17 protein-coding genes are annotated in these 17,038 nt (G+C 42.4%); 15 read left to right on the forward strand and 2 right to left on the reverse strand.

Translation table 11 applies throughout. The annotated features are described in order from the left end of the window. Positions 1 to 15: 15 nt before the first annotated feature. The 10 genes from def (at position 16) to spoVM (ending at position 9,016) form a co-directional block, all read left to right on the forward strand. Positions 16 to 498 carry a peptide deformylase gene (gene def / locus MKX52_RS07430; protein ID WP_012009914.1) on the forward strand — a complete coding sequence of 161 codons (483 nt, stop codon included), beginning with the start codon at positions 16 to 18 and terminating at the stop codon, positions 496 to 498. A gap of 5 nt (positions 499 to 503) precedes the next feature. Then, the gene (gene fmt / locus MKX52_RS07435; RefSeq protein WP_217014225.1) at positions 504 to 1,457 is read left to right on the forward strand and encodes a methionyl-tRNA formyltransferase; all 954 of its coding nucleotides are present in this window, start codon (positions 504 to 506) and stop codon (positions 1,455 to 1,457) included. Continuing rightward, positions 1,444 to 2,787: a 16S rRNA (cytosine(967)-C(5))-methyltransferase RsmB gene (gene rsmB / locus MKX52_RS07440; protein WP_144469876.1), complete on the forward strand. Its 1,344-nt coding sequence runs from the start codon at positions 1,444 to 1,446 to the stop codon at positions 2,785 to 2,787. The genes fmt and rsmB overlap by 14 nt, the downstream gene beginning before the upstream one ends. Before the next feature lie 3 nt (positions 2,788 to 2,790). Next, on the forward strand, positions 2,791 to 3,873 hold the full coding sequence (gene rlmN / locus MKX52_RS07445; RefSeq protein WP_012009917.1) for a 23S rRNA (adenine(2503)-C(2))-methyltransferase RlmN: 1,083 nt from the start codon (positions 2,791 to 2,793) through the stop codon (positions 3,871 to 3,873). Between the two features lie 3 nt (positions 3,874 to 3,876). Next, positions 3,877 to 4,647: a Stp1/IreP family PP2C-type Ser/Thr phosphatase gene (locus MKX52_RS07450; RefSeq protein ID WP_012009918.1), complete on the forward strand. Its 771-nt coding sequence runs from the start codon at positions 3,877 to 3,879 to the stop codon at positions 4,645 to 4,647. Then, on the forward strand, positions 4,641 to 6,596 hold the full coding sequence (gene pknB / locus MKX52_RS07455) for a Stk1 family PASTA domain-containing Ser/Thr kinase (protein ID WP_088001485.1): 1,956 nt from the start codon (positions 4,641 to 4,643) through the stop codon (positions 6,594 to 6,596). Before MKX52_RS07450 ends, pknB begins: the two co-directional genes overlap by 7 nt. Positions 6,597 to 6,608: 12 nt before the next feature. After that, positions 6,609 to 7,505, forward strand: coding sequence for a ribosome small subunit-dependent GTPase A (gene rsgA / locus MKX52_RS07460; protein ID WP_217014223.1), 897 nt, complete (start codon positions 6,609 to 6,611; stop codon positions 7,503 to 7,505). A gap of 3 nt (positions 7,506 to 7,508) precedes the next feature. Further along, positions 7,509 to 8,159 (forward strand): ribulose-phosphate 3-epimerase, encoded by a 651-nt coding sequence (rpe, locus tag MKX52_RS07465; protein ID WP_342491738.1) that lies wholly within the window; start codon positions 7,509 to 7,511, stop codon positions 8,157 to 8,159. A gap of 60 nt (positions 8,160 to 8,219) precedes the next feature. Continuing rightward, positions 8,220 to 8,864 carry a thiamine diphosphokinase gene (locus tag MKX52_RS07470; protein WP_012009922.1) on the forward strand — a complete coding sequence of 215 codons (645 nt, stop codon included), beginning with the start codon at positions 8,220 to 8,222 and terminating at the stop codon, positions 8,862 to 8,864. Between the two features lie 71 nt (positions 8,865 to 8,935). Next, on the forward strand, positions 8,936 to 9,016 hold the full coding sequence (gene spoVM / locus MKX52_RS07475) for a stage V sporulation protein SpoVM (RefSeq protein ID WP_008354550.1): 81 nt from the start codon (positions 8,936 to 8,938) through the stop codon (positions 9,014 to 9,016). Positions 9,017 to 9,085: 69 nt separating this feature from the next. On the opposite strand, the gene rpmB is transcribed toward spoVM, so the two are convergent. Continuing rightward, positions 9,086 to 9,274: a 50S ribosomal protein L28 gene (gene rpmB / locus MKX52_RS07480; protein WP_003212514.1), complete on the reverse strand. Its 189-nt coding sequence runs from the start codon at positions 9,272 to 9,274 to the stop codon at positions 9,086 to 9,088. A gap of 271 nt (positions 9,275 to 9,545) precedes the next feature. Between rpmB and MKX52_RS07485 the strand changes: the two genes are divergently transcribed. Beyond that, positions 9,546 to 9,908: an Asp23/Gls24 family envelope stress response protein gene (locus MKX52_RS07485; RefSeq protein ID WP_003211680.1), complete on the forward strand. Its 363-nt coding sequence runs from the start codon at positions 9,546 to 9,548 to the stop codon at positions 9,906 to 9,908. A 15-nt stretch (positions 9,909 to 9,923) separates the two neighbouring features. Further along, positions 9,924 to 11,603, forward strand: coding sequence for a DAK2 domain-containing protein (locus MKX52_RS07490; protein ID WP_144456003.1), 1,680 nt, complete (start codon positions 9,924 to 9,926; stop codon positions 11,601 to 11,603). Positions 11,604 to 11,724: 121 nt separating this feature from the next. Here the strand turns inward: MKX52_RS07490 and MKX52_RS07495 are convergent, their stop codons facing one another. Further along, the gene (locus MKX52_RS07495; RefSeq protein WP_253602410.1) at positions 11,725 to 13,077 is read right to left on the reverse strand and encodes an IS1182 family transposase; all 1,353 of its coding nucleotides are present in this window, start codon (positions 13,075 to 13,077) and stop codon (positions 11,725 to 11,727) included. Positions 13,078 to 13,324: 247 nt separating this feature from the next. Between MKX52_RS07495 and sdaAB the strand changes: the two genes are divergently transcribed. The 3 genes from sdaAB to recG are packed head-to-tail and all read left to right on the forward strand — an operon-like array spanning position 13,325 to position 16,936. Then, complete coding sequence (gene sdaAB / locus MKX52_RS07500) at positions 13,325 to 13,987, forward strand: L-serine ammonia-lyase, iron-sulfur-dependent subunit beta (protein ID WP_342491739.1); 663 nt, start codon at positions 13,325 to 13,327, stop codon at positions 13,985 to 13,987. Between the two features lie 20 nt (positions 13,988 to 14,007). Continuing rightward, positions 14,008 to 14,910 (forward strand): L-serine ammonia-lyase, iron-sulfur-dependent, subunit alpha, encoded by a 903-nt coding sequence (gene sdaAA, locus MKX52_RS07505; RefSeq protein ID WP_012009925.1) that lies wholly within the window; start codon positions 14,008 to 14,010, stop codon positions 14,908 to 14,910. Continuing rightward, positions 14,888 to 16,936: an ATP-dependent DNA helicase RecG gene (gene recG, locus MKX52_RS07510; protein WP_342491740.1), complete on the forward strand. Its 2,049-nt coding sequence runs from the start codon at positions 14,888 to 14,890 to the stop codon at positions 16,934 to 16,936. Before sdaAA ends, recG begins: the two co-directional genes overlap by 23 nt. Positions 16,937 to 17,038 lie beyond the last annotated feature (102 nt).

The following is a 17,038-nucleotide window of genomic DNA, read 5'->3' on the forward strand; positions in this document are numbered from 1 at the left end:
AACGGAGGGCTTTAAGTGGCAGTAAAACCAATAGTCATACATCCGGCAGAAGTACTCGAACAAAAGGCAGAGTCTGTCGATACGTTCGATAAAAAGCTTAAAAAGCTACTTGATGATATGTATGATACAATGCTTGAGCTAGACGGAGTCGGACTAGCAGCACCACAAATTGGCATTTCACAAAGAATTGCTGTTGTTGATATCGGTGAAGAATCTGGCAGAATTGATTTAGTGAATCCCGAGGTTCTTGAAGTAAAAGGAAGTCAAACAGATATTGAAGGCTGCCTGAGCTTTCCATCTTTATACGGTACAGTAGAAAGACCAAGCTATGTGAAGGTAAAAGCCTTTGATAAGAAAGGCAAACCATTTACAATAGAAGCAGAAGGATTTTTAGCAAGAGCTTTATTGCACGAAATTGATCATTTAGACGGCATATTATTTACGTCGAAAATTATTCAAACTTATACAGAAAAAGAACTAGCGGAAATGGAAGGGTGAAGAAAATGGCACGTATTGTATTTATGGGAACCCCTGATTTCTCAGTACCTGTGCTGCAAACACTCATAACAGAAGGATACGAAGTCGTCGGGGTCGTCACGCAGCCAGATCGCCCGAAAGGCAGAAAACGAGTTCTCACGCCGCCTCCTGTGAAAGTGGAAGCCTTAAAGCATGGCATTCCGGTCTTGCAGCCTGAAAAGGTACGTCTTGATGAAGAAATTGATAAAGTGCTTGCATTAAAGCCGGATTTAATTGTCACGGCGGCATTTGGACAAATTCTACCAAAACGACTGCTGGATGAACCTCAGTTTGGCTGTATCAATGTACATGCCTCACTGCTCCCAGAACTAAGAGGGGGCGCGCCGATCCATTATGCGATCCTTCAAGGTAAAAAGAAAACAGGCGTCACGATCATGTACATGGTGGAGCGACTTGATGCAGGGGATATGATTAGTAAAGTAGAAGTGGAAATCGATGAATTAGACAATGTCGGTACATTGCATGACAAATTAAGTGTAGCAGGTGCTGCCCTATTGAAAGATACTGTGCCGAATGTTCTGAGCGGATCTATTTCGCCAATTCCGCAAAATGAAGATGCCGCAACGTACGCACCTAATATAAAGCGAGAGCAGGAAAGGTTAGACTGGACAAAGACCGGTGAAGAGCTTTACAACCAAGTTCGCGGCTTAAATCCATGGCCAGTTGCCTATACTGAATGGAACGGGGCTCATCTAAAAGTATGGGAAGCAAAAAAAGTTCCACTCGAAGTGCAAGAAGAAGCTGGGAAAGTGGTTGAGTTTCAAAAAGAAGGTCCAGTCATTGGAACTGGGAATAAACAGGGCCTTTTATTAACAGGTGTACAGCCAGCTGGTAAGAAAAAGATGAGCGGCGAAGACTTCCTAAGAGGCGCAAATATCGAAATTGGACAGAAATTAGGGTTAATGAATGAAGAAAAGTAATGTGAGAGAAGTAGCGCTGGACGCTTTAATCAAACTCGAACAAAACCAAGCTTATAGTAATTTACTGTTGCAGTCAGTCATGAAAGACAAAGACTTGGCAGATCAAGACAAGCCGCTCTTAACAGAGCTTGTGTACGGTACACTGCAAAACAAGCTGGCATTAGATTATATGCTGGCACCATTTGTGAAAAAACCGCAAAAGGTGGCTCCGTGGGTCATGCAGCTTTTGCGGATGTCTCTTTATCAAATGGTCTACCTTGAAAAGATTCCAGATCGTGCAGCCATCCATGAAGCTGTAGAGCTAACGAAAAAGAGAGGGCACAAGGGCATTTCTTCACTTGTGAACGGGGTTCTTCGTTCCGTGCAAAGAGAAGGCGTTCCGGCTTTTGATGACATCAAAGATCCAGTTAAGCGGCTATCGATTGAGACAAGCCACCCATTATGGCTCGTGCAGGAATGGGTTCAGTCGTACGGATTTGAAGCGACAGAAAGCATGTGCCGCATTCACTTAGTACCGCCAAAGCAAACCCTTCGTGTCAACCGAATAAAAACGGACCGCGCAGCATTGAAGCAAAAACTGCTGGATGCCGGAATCGAAACGGAGCTTGGCGACTTATCTGAAGATGCACTCAAGCTAATGAAAGGGTCCATCGTTTCAACGCCTTCTTTTCAAGAAGGCTATGTGACCATTCAAGATGAAAGCTCAATGCTTGTTGCAAGAGCACTAGACCCTCAGCCGGGAGAAACTGTACTTGATGCCTGTGCGGCTCCGGGCGGAAAATCAACACATATCGCTGAGCGTATGAACGACGAAGGACAAATTGTTTCACTTGATTTGCACGAACATAAAGTGAAACTCATCAAACAAGCAGCAAAACGTCTAAACCTTACTCAGATTGAAGCAAAAGCGCTCGATGCAAGGAAAGCAAAGGACGATTACAGCGAAGCTTCCTTTGACCGGATTCTGATTGATGCACCGTGTTCTGGTTTTGGCGTCATTAGACGAAAACCAGATATGAAATATACAAAGTCTCCAGAAGACTCAGCAAGGCTTGCTATAATTCAGCAGGCAATCTTAAAAGAAACAGCTCCACTTTTAAAACCTGGCGGAACCCTTGTGTATAGTACATGTACAATGGACCCAACAGAAAATCAACAAGTGATTCATGCGTTTTTACAAGAACACCAAGACTTCGAACCCGATCTATCTCTTAATGAACGGCTGCCTGAGCAGGTTGCTCCGTTTGTTCAAAACGGAAGTGTGCAAATTCTTCCTCATTATTTCGGAACAGATGGTTTCTTTATTTGCAGCATGAGAAAGAAGGGATAAAAAATGACAGAACAAAAAGTAAGAAAAGAACTGAAAACAGATATGCCATCGATTTATTCATTTGAGCTTCACGAAATGAAAGAATGGTTAAAAGAACAAGACGAAAAGCCTTTCCGCGCAGCTCAAATTTTTGAGTGGCTTTATGAGAAACGTGTGACATCCTTTGATGCAATGTCTAACCTCTCTAAAGAATTAAGAGAAAAATTAAAAGCTCAATTTGCGATCACAACTTTAAAAACCGTGATCAAACAAACGTCTCAAGACGGAACGATCAAGTTTTTATTTGAACTACACGATGGTTATACAATTGAAACAGTGCTTATGCGTCATGAATATGGAAACTCTGTCTGCGTGACAACACAGGTTGGTTGTAGAATCGGCTGTACATTCTGTGCATCTACACTTGGTGGTTTAAAACGAAACCTTGAAGCCGGAGAAATCGTTGCACAAGTACTAAAAGTGCAGCAGGCACTTGACGAAACAGATGAGAGAGTCAGCTCTGTTGTCATCATGGGTATTGGCGAACCGTTTGATAACTTTGAAGAAATGCTCGCCTTCCTTAAAATCATCAACCATGATAACGGCTTAAATATTGGTGCACGTCATATTACGGTTTCGACAAGTGGAATCATTCCAAAGATCTACCAATTCGCTGATGAGCAAATGCAAATCAACTTTGCTGTGTCATTGCACGCACCGAACACAGAGATCAGAAGCCGCTTAATGCCGATCAATAAGGCATATAAGCTGCCAAAATTAATGGAAGCCATCGAATACTACATTCAAAAGACGGGTAGACGTGTCAGCTTTGAATACGGCCTATTTGGCGGAGTAAATGATCAGGTTCACCATGCAGAAGAACTAGCAGACCTATTAAAAGGAATCAAGTGCCACGTGAACCTCATTCCGGTGAACTATGTACCAGAAAGAGATTATGTGAGAACACCTAGAGAGCAAATCTTCCTATTTGAAAAAACGCTGAAAGAACGCGGCGTAAACGTAACGATTAGACGAGAGCAAGGCCATGACATTGATGCTGCTTGCGGTCAGCTAAGAGCGAAGGAGCGTCAGGAAGAGACGAGGTGACGAATGTTGATAAGGGCAGCCTTTCTTACCGATACAGGAAAAGTCCGTCAGCATAATGAAGATGATGCAGGTATTTTTGAAGCAAAAGAAGATTCACTTCTCGCTGTTGTAGCAGACGGCATGGGAGGTCATCTTGCTGGTGATGTCGCCAGCAAGATGGCAGTCTCTTCTTTAAAAGAATACTGGGAAGAAACATCTTCAATTCCAGAAAAGCCAGCCGATCAAGAAAGCTGGTTAATCTCAAAAATCAGTGACATTAATGATCAAGTTTATGAACATGCGCAAAACAATGAGGAGTGCCAAGGAATGGGGACGACCATTGTATGCGCACTCGTTCATTTGCAAACGGTCACAATTGCGCATATTGGAGACAGCCGCTGCTACTTGCTAAGAGAAGGAGCGCTGACTCAATTAACAGATGATCATTCACTCGTGAACGAGCTTGTGAAAACAGGTGAAATTTCAAAAGCGGATGCAGAATATCATCCAAGAAAAAATGTGCTCACGAAAGCATTAGGAACAGATAAACGTGTTCAAATTGATGCACGCACTTTTGAGGTGGACCCAGGAGATCAAATCCTGCTTTGCTCAGATGGTCTATCGAATAAAGTAGAAGAAGAGAATCTGATTCATATTTTAACGCAAACAACCGCACCAGAGGAAAAAGTAACAGAGTTAATACAAACAGCGAATGACAACGGCGGTGAAGATAACATTACAGCAGTACTGTTAGAAATCTCCTCCCAGCCAGAGGAGGGTGACAGCAAGTGTTGATCGGAAAAAGGATCAGCGGCCGTTATCAGATTCTTCGCGTCATAGGCGGGGGCGGGATGGCAAACGTCTATTTGGCGGAGGATATGATTTTAGATCGCGAAGTAGCGATTAAAATTTTGCGGTTTGACTTTGCAAGCGATGATGATTTTATTAGACGTTTCCGAAGGGAAGCGCAGTCAGCTGCAAGCTTAGATCATTCGAATATTGTCAGCATCTACGATGTCGGGGAAGAAGATGACATTTATTATATTGTCATGGAATATGTCGAGGGGATGACGCTGAAAGAATACATACACGCCAATGGCCCGCTTCATCCGAAAGAAGCCGTTCGTATCATGGAGCAAGTCGTTGCGGCAATGGAAGAAGCCCATGCGAAACAGCTCGTCCACCGTGACATTAAGCCTCACAATATATTAATAGACAATATGGGGAACATCAAAGTCACTGATTTTGGGATTGCCATGGCACTCAGCTCAGCAACCATTACCCATACAAATTCTGTCCTAGGCTCCGTCCACTATTTGTCTCCAGAACAAGCACGGGGAGGACTGGCAACAAAAAAGTCAGACATCTATTCGCTTGGGATTGTGCTCTATGAACTCATCTCAGGACGCATGCCATTTGAAGGGGAATCGGCTGTCAGTGTTGCACTGAAGCATTTACAATCAGAGCCGCCATCTGTAAGAAGGTGGAATCCTTCTGTTCCACAAAGTGTGGAAAACATCATTTTAAAAGCGATGGCCAAAGATCCATTTTATCGATATGAAGATGCATCTGAAATGCAAAAGGACTTAAAAACCGCTTTCGATCCAGCCAGATTAAGAGAAAAACGCTTTGTTATTGAAGAAGACCATGAAGCAACGAAAGCGATCCCAATCATTCAAGATCATCAGATCGATCAAGACAATGAAAAAACAGCCGTCCACCCGGCTCAAAAACCGAAGAAAAAAGAGAAACAAAAACCGAAAAAGAAACGAAAAAAATGGCCATGGATTGTGGCATCCATCTTATTTATGTTGATTGCTGCCACAATTTTAGCCATCACTGTGTTTCCAGGGATGCTTTTTCCAAAAGATGTGGAAGTCACAGACGTATCTGGCATGACGGTTGAAAAAGCAGAAGATGCCTTAAAGAAAGCTGGGTTTACTGTCGCATCGGAGTCAATAGAGATCGCTGATGAGAAAATTGAAAAAGGTCTTGTTGTCAAAACAGATCCGAAAATCGGTACAAAGGTCAAAGAAGGAACAGAGATTCAGCTTTACGAAAGTACTGGCAAGGAAAAGACCGAATTACCTGATGTGACAGGTGAAAAGGTCGATAAAGCAAAAGAAATATTAGAGAAAAAAGGGTTTAAACAGGTCGTTGTGGAGGAAGTGAATGATAATGACACCGAATCTGGAATTGTCATGGAACAGAGTCCTTCAGCGAATACGGAACTTGTAGCAGCAGATGAAGAGGTCACGTTGACTGTCAGCATAGGTCCTGCCGATATTACTTTGCGTGATTTAACGACTTATAGTAAACAAGCCGCATCGAATTATTTAGAGGATAACGGCTTAAAGCTTGATGAAAAAGAAGCATATTCTGATGATGTGCCAAAAGGCGAGGTCATGAAGCAGGAACCAGGAGCAGGAACGGCTGTTAAACCAGGTGACACGGTCAAGATTACATTCTCTCTTGGACCGAAGGAAAAACCAGCCAAAACGGTGACTGAAAAGATTTCGATCCCTTATGAACCAGAAGCGGAAGGACAGGAGATGAATGTCCAAATTTCCATTGATGATGCCGAGCATAGCATCTCTGATTCGTACGAAAGCTTTAAAATCACTGCGCCGACTGAACGGACCATTAAATTTAAGATTGAACCAGGTCAAAAAGGATATTATCAAGTGACGGTTGATGATAAAGTCGTCAGCTCGAAAACGATCGAATACCCTGATGATGAATAAAGGAGGGACTTTATGCCTGAGGGCAAAATTATTAAAGCATTAAGCGGATTCTACTATGTGCTAGACGAGTCACAAGAAAGTGGAAAAGTGGTTCAGTGCAGAGCGAGAGGCATCTTTCGAAAAAACAAAATTACACCTCTTGTTGGCGATTACGTCGTGTATCAAGCAGACAACGATAAAGAAGGCTACTTATTAGAAGTAAAAGAGCGGACAAACGAACTTGTTCGTCCACCTATCAGTAACGTTGATCAAGCGGTACTTGTTTTCTCAGCGGCAGAACCAACCTTTAGCACATCGCTCTTAGACAGATTTTTAGTGCTTGTTGAAGCCAATCATATTGAGCCAATTATCTGCATTACTAAAATGGACTTATTGAAAACAGACGAAGAGCGTGAAACGATCATGGCATATGCAGACGACTATCGGCAAATTGGCTATGATGTACATTTAACTTCTACGATTGAAGGAGACGGCATTGAGAAGCTGACTCCGCACTTTCACAATAAAATCACGGTATTTGCCGGTCAGTCTGGTGTAGGCAAGTCGTCCCTTTTAAATGCGATGAGTCCTGAATTGGCGCTGAAAACAGATGATATCTCATCCCATCTCGGACGAGGAAAGCATACGACAAGACATGTCGAGCTCATTCAAACAGCAAACGGGCTCATTGCAGATACTCCGGGCTTTAGCTCGCTCGAATTTACTGGCATCGAAGCAGAAGATCTAGGTCTATACTTTTTAGATATTAGAGACCGAAGTGCAGATTGTAAATTTAGAGGCTGTCTGCACGTGAAAGAGCCTGGCTGTGCGATAAAAGATGCGGTTGAGCAAGATCAAATCAAAGAGTATCGATATCAGCATTATTTAGAGTTTTTAACTGAAATCAAAGACAGAAAGCCGAGGTACTAAATCATGGTTTATATTGCCCCTTCCATTTTATCAGCAGATTTTGCCAATTTGGAGAAAGATATCCGTGATGTGGAACAAGGCGGTGCAGATTACATTCATATTGATGTCATGGACGGTCATTTTGTTGCGAATATGACATTCGGACCAAATGTCGTCGAAGCGATCAGACCGCATACGCGTCTTCCGCTTGATGTTCACCTCATGATTGAGCAGCCAGATCGGTATATTCCTGCATTCGCAAAAGCTGGCGCTGATATTATTTCTGTTCATGTGGAAGCTTGTCCGCACTTACATCGAACAATACAACATATAAAAGAACAAGGTGTAAAAGCAGGGGTCGTCTTGAATCCTCACACACCTGTGTCTCACATTGAGCATGTAATAGATGATGTGGACCTAGTGTTATTCATGACTGTGAACCCTGGTTTTGGTGGACAGGCATTTATCCCATCTGTTCTGAAGAAGGTAAAAGAAGTAAAAGAACTAAGTGAACAAAAGGGCTTAACCGATTTACTGATAGAAATAGACGGCGGTGTCAATGTCGAGACTGCAAAGAGCTGCAAGGAAGCTGGCGCTAATTTACTCGTCGCGGGCTCTGCGGTATACGGTAAAGACAACCGCGCAGCAGCGATCCAAGCAATTCGAGAAGCATAAAGGAAGGAACCAAAGTCATTGTGATCTTTGGTTCTTTTTACATGGAGAGGAGCGTATATCATGCACATACATATCGTAGCCGGCGGTCCTTTTGAATACATCCCGCCACTTGAACGTGAAGCATCACAAGAGGATGTACTCTGGATTGGCGTAGACCGTGGAACTCTCTTCTTACTAGAACACGGGATTACCCCTGCCAAAGCCTTTGGTGATTTTGACAGTGTGACAGAAGAAGAGCTTCGGGAGCTAAAAGAAAAATTGCCTGCCCTGAATGTCTTTCAAGCTGAAAAGGATGAAACCGATTTAGAGCTTGCGCTGAACTGGGCACTGAGTCAGCACCCAGCACATATTGACATTTACGGTATTACAGGAGGAAGGGCGGATCATTTTCTAGGAAATATCCATCTTCTATATAAAGGGATTCAGCACAAGCAGAATATCACCCTTGTAGACAAACAAAATATCATTCAAATGTTTGAACCTGGTACATACGAAATAAAAGAAGATCAAGATAAAAAGTATGTATCGTTTCTACCCTTTGGGACACCTGTTGAAAAGCTGACATTAAAAGGTTTCAAATATCCTCTGAAAAATTGTCATATTGAGCCTGGTTCCACACTATGTATTAGTAACGAACTCATCCACTCAAATGGTACTTTTTCTTTTCATGAAGGCATATTAATAATGGTAAGAAGCAAAGATTGACCAACCTATCAACGTGGATGGCTGATTAAGCTCAATTGTGCTGCAAGCGGTACTTTTAGGAGGGGGACAAAATGAAATTTTATACAATCAAACTGCCTAGATTTCTTGGCGGCATTGTCCGTGCGATGCTTGGTTCATTTAAGAAAGATTAATGAGTAATCTCCTTTATTTCCACATAAAAACGCCTGCTACAAGTTATTGTAGCAGGCGTTTACTCTTGCTTATACACGCTCAACTTTACCAGATTTCAAAGCTCGAGCTGATACATATACTCTTTTAGGCTTACCGTCCACTAGAATACGAACTTTTTGAAGGTTCGCGCCCCATGTACGTTTTGTAGAGTTCATTGCGTGAGAACGATTGTTCCCAGCTTTTGTTTTTCTGCCTGTAATAACGCATTTACGTGCCATTTGTTTCCCTCCTAACTGCGAAAACATCATCATATTCTTCATATACGTACTTAGAGATGCCTCAAGATACTTTAATAATTTACCACAGCTTCAAGGGGTTTGCAAGGATTGTTTACTCCTCTTTCAAGAAAAATACCTTGACATCTTGATAAAAAATCAAGGCTATAGTATAAGTAAGATTGGGTCGGATTGAATGATTTCTTTTAAAAAGAAGGGTCTTATAGTAAAATAGTGATAACTCAGGGCAATTTCTCAAAAAGGGGGAACCAATGTGTCCATTGAACTTAGAACGAAATACGGACAAATTGATATATCAAATGAAGTCATTGCAATGGTGGCAGGAGGCGCTGCGATCGATTGCTATGGTATTGTTGGGATGGCGTCCAAAAATCAAATCAAGGACGGCTTGACGGATATTCTCCGCAAAGAGAACTTCAGCCGGGGTGTTCTTGTGCGTCAAAAAGAAGACCGCATTCATATTGATATGTACATCATCGTCAGCTACGGTACAAAAATATCAGAAGTCGCACATAATGTTCAAACGAAAGTCAAATATACAATTTCTCACACAGTTGGGCTTTCTGTTGATTCGGTCAACATTTATGTACAAGGAGTAAGAGTTACGAACCCGTAGTAAGGAGGAAATATATTGTCTATTAGAAATCTTGATGGCCGCTCATTTGCAAAAATGATTCTTGCAGGTGCTCACCATCTTTCTCAAAACGCACAAATTGTGGATGCGTTAAATGTTTTTCCAGTGCCAGACGGAGACACGGGGACAAATATGAATTTGTCAATGACTTCAGGGGCAAAAGCAGTTGAAGAAACAAATACCGATCATATTGGGAAGGTCGGCGTGGCCTTGTCAAAAGGGCTATTAATGGGCGCAAGAGGGAACTCAGGCGTTATCCTATCACAGCTCTTTAGAGGTTTCAGTAAACAAATCGAACAAAAAGAAATGATTGATGCAAAAGAATTTGCCCTTGCCTTACAGGCAGGTGTCGATACAGCATATAAAGCCGTGATGAAGCCGATTGAAGGAACCATCTTAACGGTCGCAAAGGATGCAGCAAAGAAAGCGGTTGCTGTTTCAGCAACCGAAAATGACATTGACCGCGTTCTTGAGTTAACGATTGAGGAAGCGAGAGCATCACTTGATCGAACGCCAGATCTGCTTCCTGTTTTAAAAGAAGTAGGCGTTGTCGATAGTGGAGGTAAAGGACTTCTCTGCGTATATGAAGGTTTCCTTGCTTCATTAAGAGGAGAGGAACTTCCCTCGAAGATGGCCTCTTTGCCAACGTTAAAAGAGCTTGTCAGTGCAGAGCATCATAAAAGTGCACAAAGCCATATGAACACTGAAGATATCGAATTTGGTTATTGTACTGAATTTATGGTGAAATTTGAAGAAGACAAACAGTCCTTTGATGAGAATGCTTTCAGAGAAGACTTAAGCGAATTCGGAGATTCACTTCTTGTGGTATCAGATGAAACGCTGGCAAAAGTTCATATTCATGCAGAGCAGCCTGGGGATGTCTTATCCTATGCACAGCGCTACGGCAGCCTAATCAATATGAAAATTGAAAACATGAGAGAGCAGCATAGCTCAATTGTGAACGAAGAAAAAGAACATGCACCTGCTGCTACACCAAAGGCATCTGCTGCTGCTGAAAAACAGCGCTTTGGCGTCGTCAGTGTCGCAATGGGAGAAGGAATTGCTGACTTGTTTAAAAGTATCGGAGCTTCCGTTGTCATTGAAGGCGGACAGACAATGAACCCGAGCACAGAAGATATTGTCACAGCAATTGAAAGCGTACATGCCGAAACCGTCTTTATCTTACCTAATAATTCTAATATTGTCATGGCAGCGAAACAGGCGGCAACTGTCTCAAATCGTGAGGTTGTGGTCATTCCAACGAAGACCGTTCCTCAAGGAATGTCGGCACTTCTTTCTCTCAATGAAGTAGCTTCAAACGAAGACAACGAAGCGGCGATGCTAGATGCCATTGACAACGTGAAAAGCGGCCAAATCACCTTTGCAGTGAGAGATACCCAAATCGATGGAATCGATATTGCTAAAGGAGATTATATGGGTCTCTATAACGGAAAAATCACCTTAACTGCGAAAAATCAATTAGATGCAGCTAAAGAACTTTTGACCAAAATGGTGACAGAAGATGATGAGATCGTTACGATCATTAAAGGGGAAGATGCATCGTCTGAAGAGATGGACGAGTTAGAAGCTTTTATTGAAGAAACATTTGAAGATATAGAAGTTGAAGTCCACGATGGAAAACAGCCGCTTTATTCATATATTTTGGCTGTGGAATAACGAAAGAAGGGCAAATAAAGCCCTTCTCAGCTTGTAGAGAAACTCATGTTTTTCTACAGGCTTTTTTATTTTCATCGTAATTATGATGGATGAGATTTAATGAAAAAGGCCTCCCACACACCTAGCCTAGCTTCGCTAGGTGTGTGGCAATCTTTTTCATGTTCTGGCACGCAGCTGTGAGGAGAACTTGCTCACTCACATTTTGTTTCCCCCTTAACCGGCAGTAGCGAAGCCCATGCAGTTGTTTTGAATCTGCAAAGCTTCGCTCTATTTTTTCTTTTCTTTTTTTATATAGCTCTTTTCCAGAAACAGTTAGACGATTCTGTCTGATCTTTTCTTTATGTTCTTCCCATATGTGTCTTGAGATGACTCTTTGATGATTTTTCGACCTTGTGCATCTTTCAAGGAAAGGACACGATGCACATTTTTTAGGATCTGATTTGTAGAATCGATAACCTTTTCGATCTGTTGTCGTATATAAAAGCTTCTCACCTTTTGGGCATATGTAATGATCATTTTCAGAATCATACTGAAACTTCCACTTCTCAAATAATCCTCTTGTTGGATGAAAACGTCTATGGGCAATGACACCAAAAATATGTCGATCAGATAAACCTTTACAAATTGGTGTTGTCAAATAACCTGAATCAAGCGCAACAGCTTCTACTTGAAAACCAAATCGTGCGATTTGGTGATCTAACCGATCAAGATATGGAACAGAATCATGGACATTTCCAGGCGTGACATGAGCATCGGTGATGATATTATACTTCATATCTGTTGTCCGGTGGTCTAGGTAGAAAAAGCCTTCAGGCTTGTTTTCGCGATATAGATAGCCGCTTTCAGGATCAGTCATACTTTGACGAATGTCTTTTTCTGTTTTCACCTCCTCTTTTACCTTTAAGAGCTTTTTTCCATGTGCCACCCGATCTTCTTGGACTGCTTCTTCTAAATCATTGATATAGTTCTGGGTATCTTGTTCAATCGTTTTTCTCGTATATTTATGTTTATTAGCATTGGCTTTAAGATGAGTTGAATCAGTAAAAAGAACGCGACCTCCTACCATATCATGATTGATAGCTTGAAGCACAATCTCATCGAAAATGTCTTGAAAAATCGTTGTATTTTTAAATCGAGTACGACGATTCCAACTAATAGTGGAGTGATGGGGAACGGGATCATTGATGTTCAAACCTAAAAACCATCTATACGCCATGTTATAGTAAATTTCTTTTTCGAGTTGTCTTTCAGAACGGATACCGTAAAGGTATCCGATAAACATCATTTTGAACAAAATAAGCGGATCAAGGGAAGGACGACCTTTATTTTCACTATAATAGGGTTTTACTTTATCTACGATAAATGAAAAATCAATGTACTGATCAATTTTACGAAGCAGGTGATCCTCTTCGACCAGTTGATCTAGCAATACAAATTCGGCTTCGTGCTGAGAAGAATTTCTAGTGTGGAACATGAGAAAAACACCTTCCTTTAGAATGCTTTTCTCTATTATAAAATGGAGTGGTGGAAAATTTAAGGGAAAAAATAAAGCTGCCGAGATTTTCTCGACAGCCTGAGAAGGGCAAATAAAGCCCTTCTTCTTCTTTTGCAATTTTTTACTACCGATTCAACGGTGAAATGAGTTGCGGGAAACGATTGAATCCATTAGTCTAAAGAAAGAACCAAACCAATATGTGAGTGGTTATGAGAGGGGAAGACCTATGAAATTTAGAAGTGTGTTTGATATTATTGGACCCGTCATGATTGGTCCATCAAGTTCGCACACAGCGGGTGCAGCTCGAATAGGAAGAGTGGCTCGCAGTTTATTCGGAAGAGAGCCGAAACGAATTGTCGTTTCATTTTATGGCTCTTTTAAAGATACGTATAAAGGACACGGTACAGATGTCGCCATTATCGGCGGCGTTCTTGACTTTGATACATTTGATGAACGCATCAAAACAGCGATCGATATTGCAAAAAGCAAAGGGATCGACATTGAATTTAAAGAAGAAGATGCAGTGCCAGCGCATCCGAATACAGCAAAAGTAGAGATATCAGATGCAATTGGAACCCTTGAATTAATCGGGATTTCCATCGGCGGTGGTAAAATTGAAATCACTGAACTGAATGGCTTTGAGCTCAGACTTTCAGGAAATCATCCTGCCATTCTTGTGGTTCATAACGATCGCTATGGCACGATTGCAGCAGTCGCTAATGTGTTGGCGAAATTTGCCATCAACATCGGTCATATGGAAGTGGCGCGTAAAGATGTCGGGCAAGAGGCTCTGATGACCATTGAAGTGGATCAAAATATTGACCCAGCTGTCTTATTGGAGCTTGAAACACTGCCAAACATTATTCAAGTCACACAAATTGCAGAGTAACAACAAGGAGGTTATGAATGATGTTTAAAAACGTCAAAGAACTCGTACAGCTAACAGAAGAACGGAATACCTCCATTTCAGAAATCATGATTACGCAAGAAATGGAAGTGACAGGGAAGTCACGTGAAGATATATTCTCCCAAATGTACCGCAACCTAGAAGTGATGGAACAGGCCGTAGAAAACGGGCTAAAAGGTGTGAAATCATTATCGGGTTTAACGGGCGGAGATGCGGTCAAACTTCAAGCGTATATTGCATCAGGCAAAACACTGTCTGGTCATACGATATTAGATGCTGTCAGTAAGGCAGTGGCAACAAATGAAGTCAATGCCGCAATGGGGACGATCTGTGCAACGCCTACAGCAGGTTCAGCAGGTGTCGTGCCAGGGACATTATTTGCAGTAAAACAAACATTAAAGCCAACAAAGGAACAAATGGTCAGATTCCTATTCACTTCTGGCGCATTTGGTTTTGTTGTGGCCAATAATGCGAGCATCTCGGGTGCAGCAGGCGGCTGTCAGGCTGAGGTAGGTTCAGCCTCAGGGATGGCGGCAGCAGCCATTGTTGAAATGGCAGGCGGTACGCCTCAGCAATCTGCTGAAGCAATGGCGATTACACTAAAAAATATGCTGGGACTTGTTTGTGACCCAGTCGCCGGACTTGTCGAGGTACCTTGCGTAAAACGAAACGCGATGGGTGCATCAAATGCGATGATCGCAGCAGATATGGCACTTGCCGGCATCACCAGTCGAATTCCGTGTGATGAAGTCATTGATGCGATGTATAAAATCGGTCAAACCATGCCAACGGCACTTCGTGAAACAGCACAAGGCGGACTTGCTGCGACACCGACAGCAAGAGAGCTTGAAAAGAAGATTTTCGGAGGTGTGACCTCATCTCGTGATACAGAAACTGCAAGATAACATCTCAGTCCTCAAGGGGATTGGAGAAGAAACCGAAAAAACACTCAATGAACTTGGGATCCACACAGTAGCCGATTTACTTGGCTACTTTCCTTATCGATATGACGACTATGAGCTTCGTAACTTAGAAGAAGTAAAGCATGACGAACGTGTCACAGTTGAAGGAAAAGTGCACAGTGAGCCCGTCCTCACCTATTATGGAAAAAAACGAAGCAGGCTGACATTCAGGCTGCTTGTCGGGCGTTTTCTCATCACAGCAATTTGTTTCAATCGCCCTTATTTAAAAAGAAGCCTTGTGTTAGGTGATATGGTATCCGTCACTGGGAAATGGGATAAAAACCGTCAATCGATCATGGTGCAGGAATTTAAAAAAGGGACGCACGAGCAAGATGGCAGTATAGAGCCTGTTTATTCAGTCAAAGAAAATGTAACCGTCAAGATGATGAGGCGTTTTGTCAAACAAGCCTTGTCACTTTATGTAGATAAAGCTGAAGATCCACTGCCAAAGCAGCTTGTCTCTACCTATAAACTCATGTCCTATCAAGAAGCATTAAAAACCATTCACCTGCCAGAAACAAGAGACTCGCTCAAACAAGCAAGACGACGCTTTGTGTACGAGGAATTTCTTATTTTCCAGCTGAAGATGCAGGCCATCAGAAAGAAAGAACGAGAAAAAACATCGGGCATCCAGCATCCGTTTTCTAAAGAGGCTGTTTTTGAGTTTGTTCACAGCCTGCCATTTCCGCTGACAAAGGCACAATCAAGAGTGCTTGATGAAATTATGTCTGATATGGCGTCCCCATACCGGATGAACCGTCTGCTTCAAGGGGATGTAGGCTCAGGGAAAACAGCTGTTGCAGCAATTGCACTATATGCCGCTCATTTATCCGGCTATCAAGGTGCATTAATGGTTCCAACAGAGATTTTGGCAGAACAGCATGCTGATTCCCTTTATCAGTTGTTTGAAAAATGGGGACTCAATATCGCTCTACTAACAAGCTCTGTAAAGGGAAAGCGCCGCAGAGAATTGCTGGAACGTCTAAAAGAGGGCGAGATTGATATTTTAGTCGGAACGCATGCGCTTATTCAAGACGAAGTCGAATTTCAGCAGCTTGGTCTCGTGATTACAGATGAGCAGCACCGGTTTGGCGTAGAACAACGGAAAAAACTAAGAAGTAAAGGGCAGGACCCAGATGTCTTGTTCATGACGGCTACACCTATTCCGCGCACACTTGCGATCACTGTTTTTGGAGAAATGGACGTATCCGTCATTGATGAATTACCAGCCGGCAGAAAACAGATCGAAACGTATTGGGTCAAGCATGACATGCTTGAGAGGATTCTTGCATTTGTAGATAAAGAGCTGAAAAAAGGAAGACAGGCATACATTATTTGTCCGCTCATAGAAGAATCAGACAAACTCGATGTGCAAAATGCGATTGATGTCCACAGCATGCTGACAGAGGCATACCGCGGTAAGTGGTCGATCGGCTTAATGCACGGGAAACTCGCGAGTGATGAAAAAGATCAGGTGATGAGAGACTTTACAGCAAATGAAGTACAAATTCTTGTTTCAACAACAGTCGTTGAAGTGGGTGTCAACGTACCCAATGCGACCATCATGGTCATTTACGATGCAGACCGCTTCGGGCTGTCTCAGCTTCATCAGCTCAGAGGCCGAGTTGGACGGGGAGAGCATCAATCATTTTGTATTTTAATGGCGGATCCAAAATCAGAAACCGGAAAAGAGCGGATGAGGATTATGTCTGAAACGACCGACGGCTTTGAGTTGTCTGAAAAGGACTTAGAGCTAAGAGGACCCGGCGATTTCTTCGGTAAAAAACAAAGCGGAATGCCTGAATTTAAAGTAGCCGATATGGTTCATGACTACAGAGCACTGGAAACTGCTAGAAAAGATGCGGCAGAACTTGTGCAGTCAGATGCATTTTGGACAGATCCGGAATATAAAGAACTTCGGCAAACGCTGGTAGACAGCGGGGTGCTGGGCGGAGATAAATTAAGCTGATCAGGCGCTGGAGGAATTTTCTTGTCTTTTTGAAACAAGGATTGATTTATCATCTATGAGATTATATACTACTATTAGTACCTAGTCATAAATGTACGGATG

It is taken from the genome of Bacillus sp. FSL R5-0422 (assembly GCF_038610765.1).
GTDB lineage: Bacteria > Bacillota > Bacilli > Bacillales > Bacillaceae > Bacillus > Bacillus pumilus_O.

What these genes read in the sequence shown, in the direction of transcription:
- rsgA (WP_217014223.1), top strand. Translation starts at nt 6,609, where the DNA reads ATGCCTGAGGGCAAAATTATTAAAGCATTAAGCGGATTCTACTATGTG.
- rlmN (WP_012009917.1), top strand. Translation starts at nt 2,791, where the DNA reads ATGACAGAACAAAAAGTAAGAAAAGAACTGAAAACAGATATGCCATCG.
- spoVM (WP_008354550.1), top strand. Translation starts at nt 8,936, where the DNA reads ATGAAATTTTATACAATCAAACTGCCTAGATTTCTTGGCGGCATTGTC.
- fmt (WP_217014225.1), top strand. Translation starts at nt 504, where the DNA reads ATGGCACGTATTGTATTTATGGGAACCCCTGATTTCTCAGTACCTGTG.
- MKX52_RS07450 (WP_012009918.1), top strand. Translation starts at nt 3,877, where the DNA reads ATGTTGATAAGGGCAGCCTTTCTTACCGATACAGGAAAAGTCCGTCAG.
- rsmB (WP_144469876.1), top strand. Translation starts at nt 1,444, where the DNA reads ATGAAGAAAAGTAATGTGAGAGAAGTAGCGCTGGACGCTTTAATCAAA.
- MKX52_RS07495 (WP_253602410.1), bottom strand. Translation starts at nt 13,077, where the DNA reads ATGTTCCACACTAGAAATTCTTCTCAGCACGAAGCCGAATTTGTATTG.
- sdaAA (WP_012009925.1), top strand. Translation starts at nt 14,008, where the DNA reads ATGTTTAAAAACGTCAAAGAACTCGTACAGCTAACAGAAGAACGGAAT.
- rpe (WP_342491738.1), top strand. Translation starts at nt 7,509, where the DNA reads ATGGTTTATATTGCCCCTTCCATTTTATCAGCAGATTTTGCCAATTTG.
- sdaAB (WP_342491739.1), top strand. Translation starts at nt 13,325, where the DNA reads ATGAAATTTAGAAGTGTGTTTGATATTATTGGACCCGTCATGATTGGT.
- MKX52_RS07470 (WP_012009922.1), top strand. Translation starts at nt 8,220, where the DNA reads ATGCACATACATATCGTAGCCGGCGGTCCTTTTGAATACATCCCGCCA.
- rpmB (WP_003212514.1), bottom strand. Translation starts at nt 9,274, where the DNA reads ATGGCACGTAAATGCGTTATTACAGGCAGAAAAACAAAAGCTGGGAAC.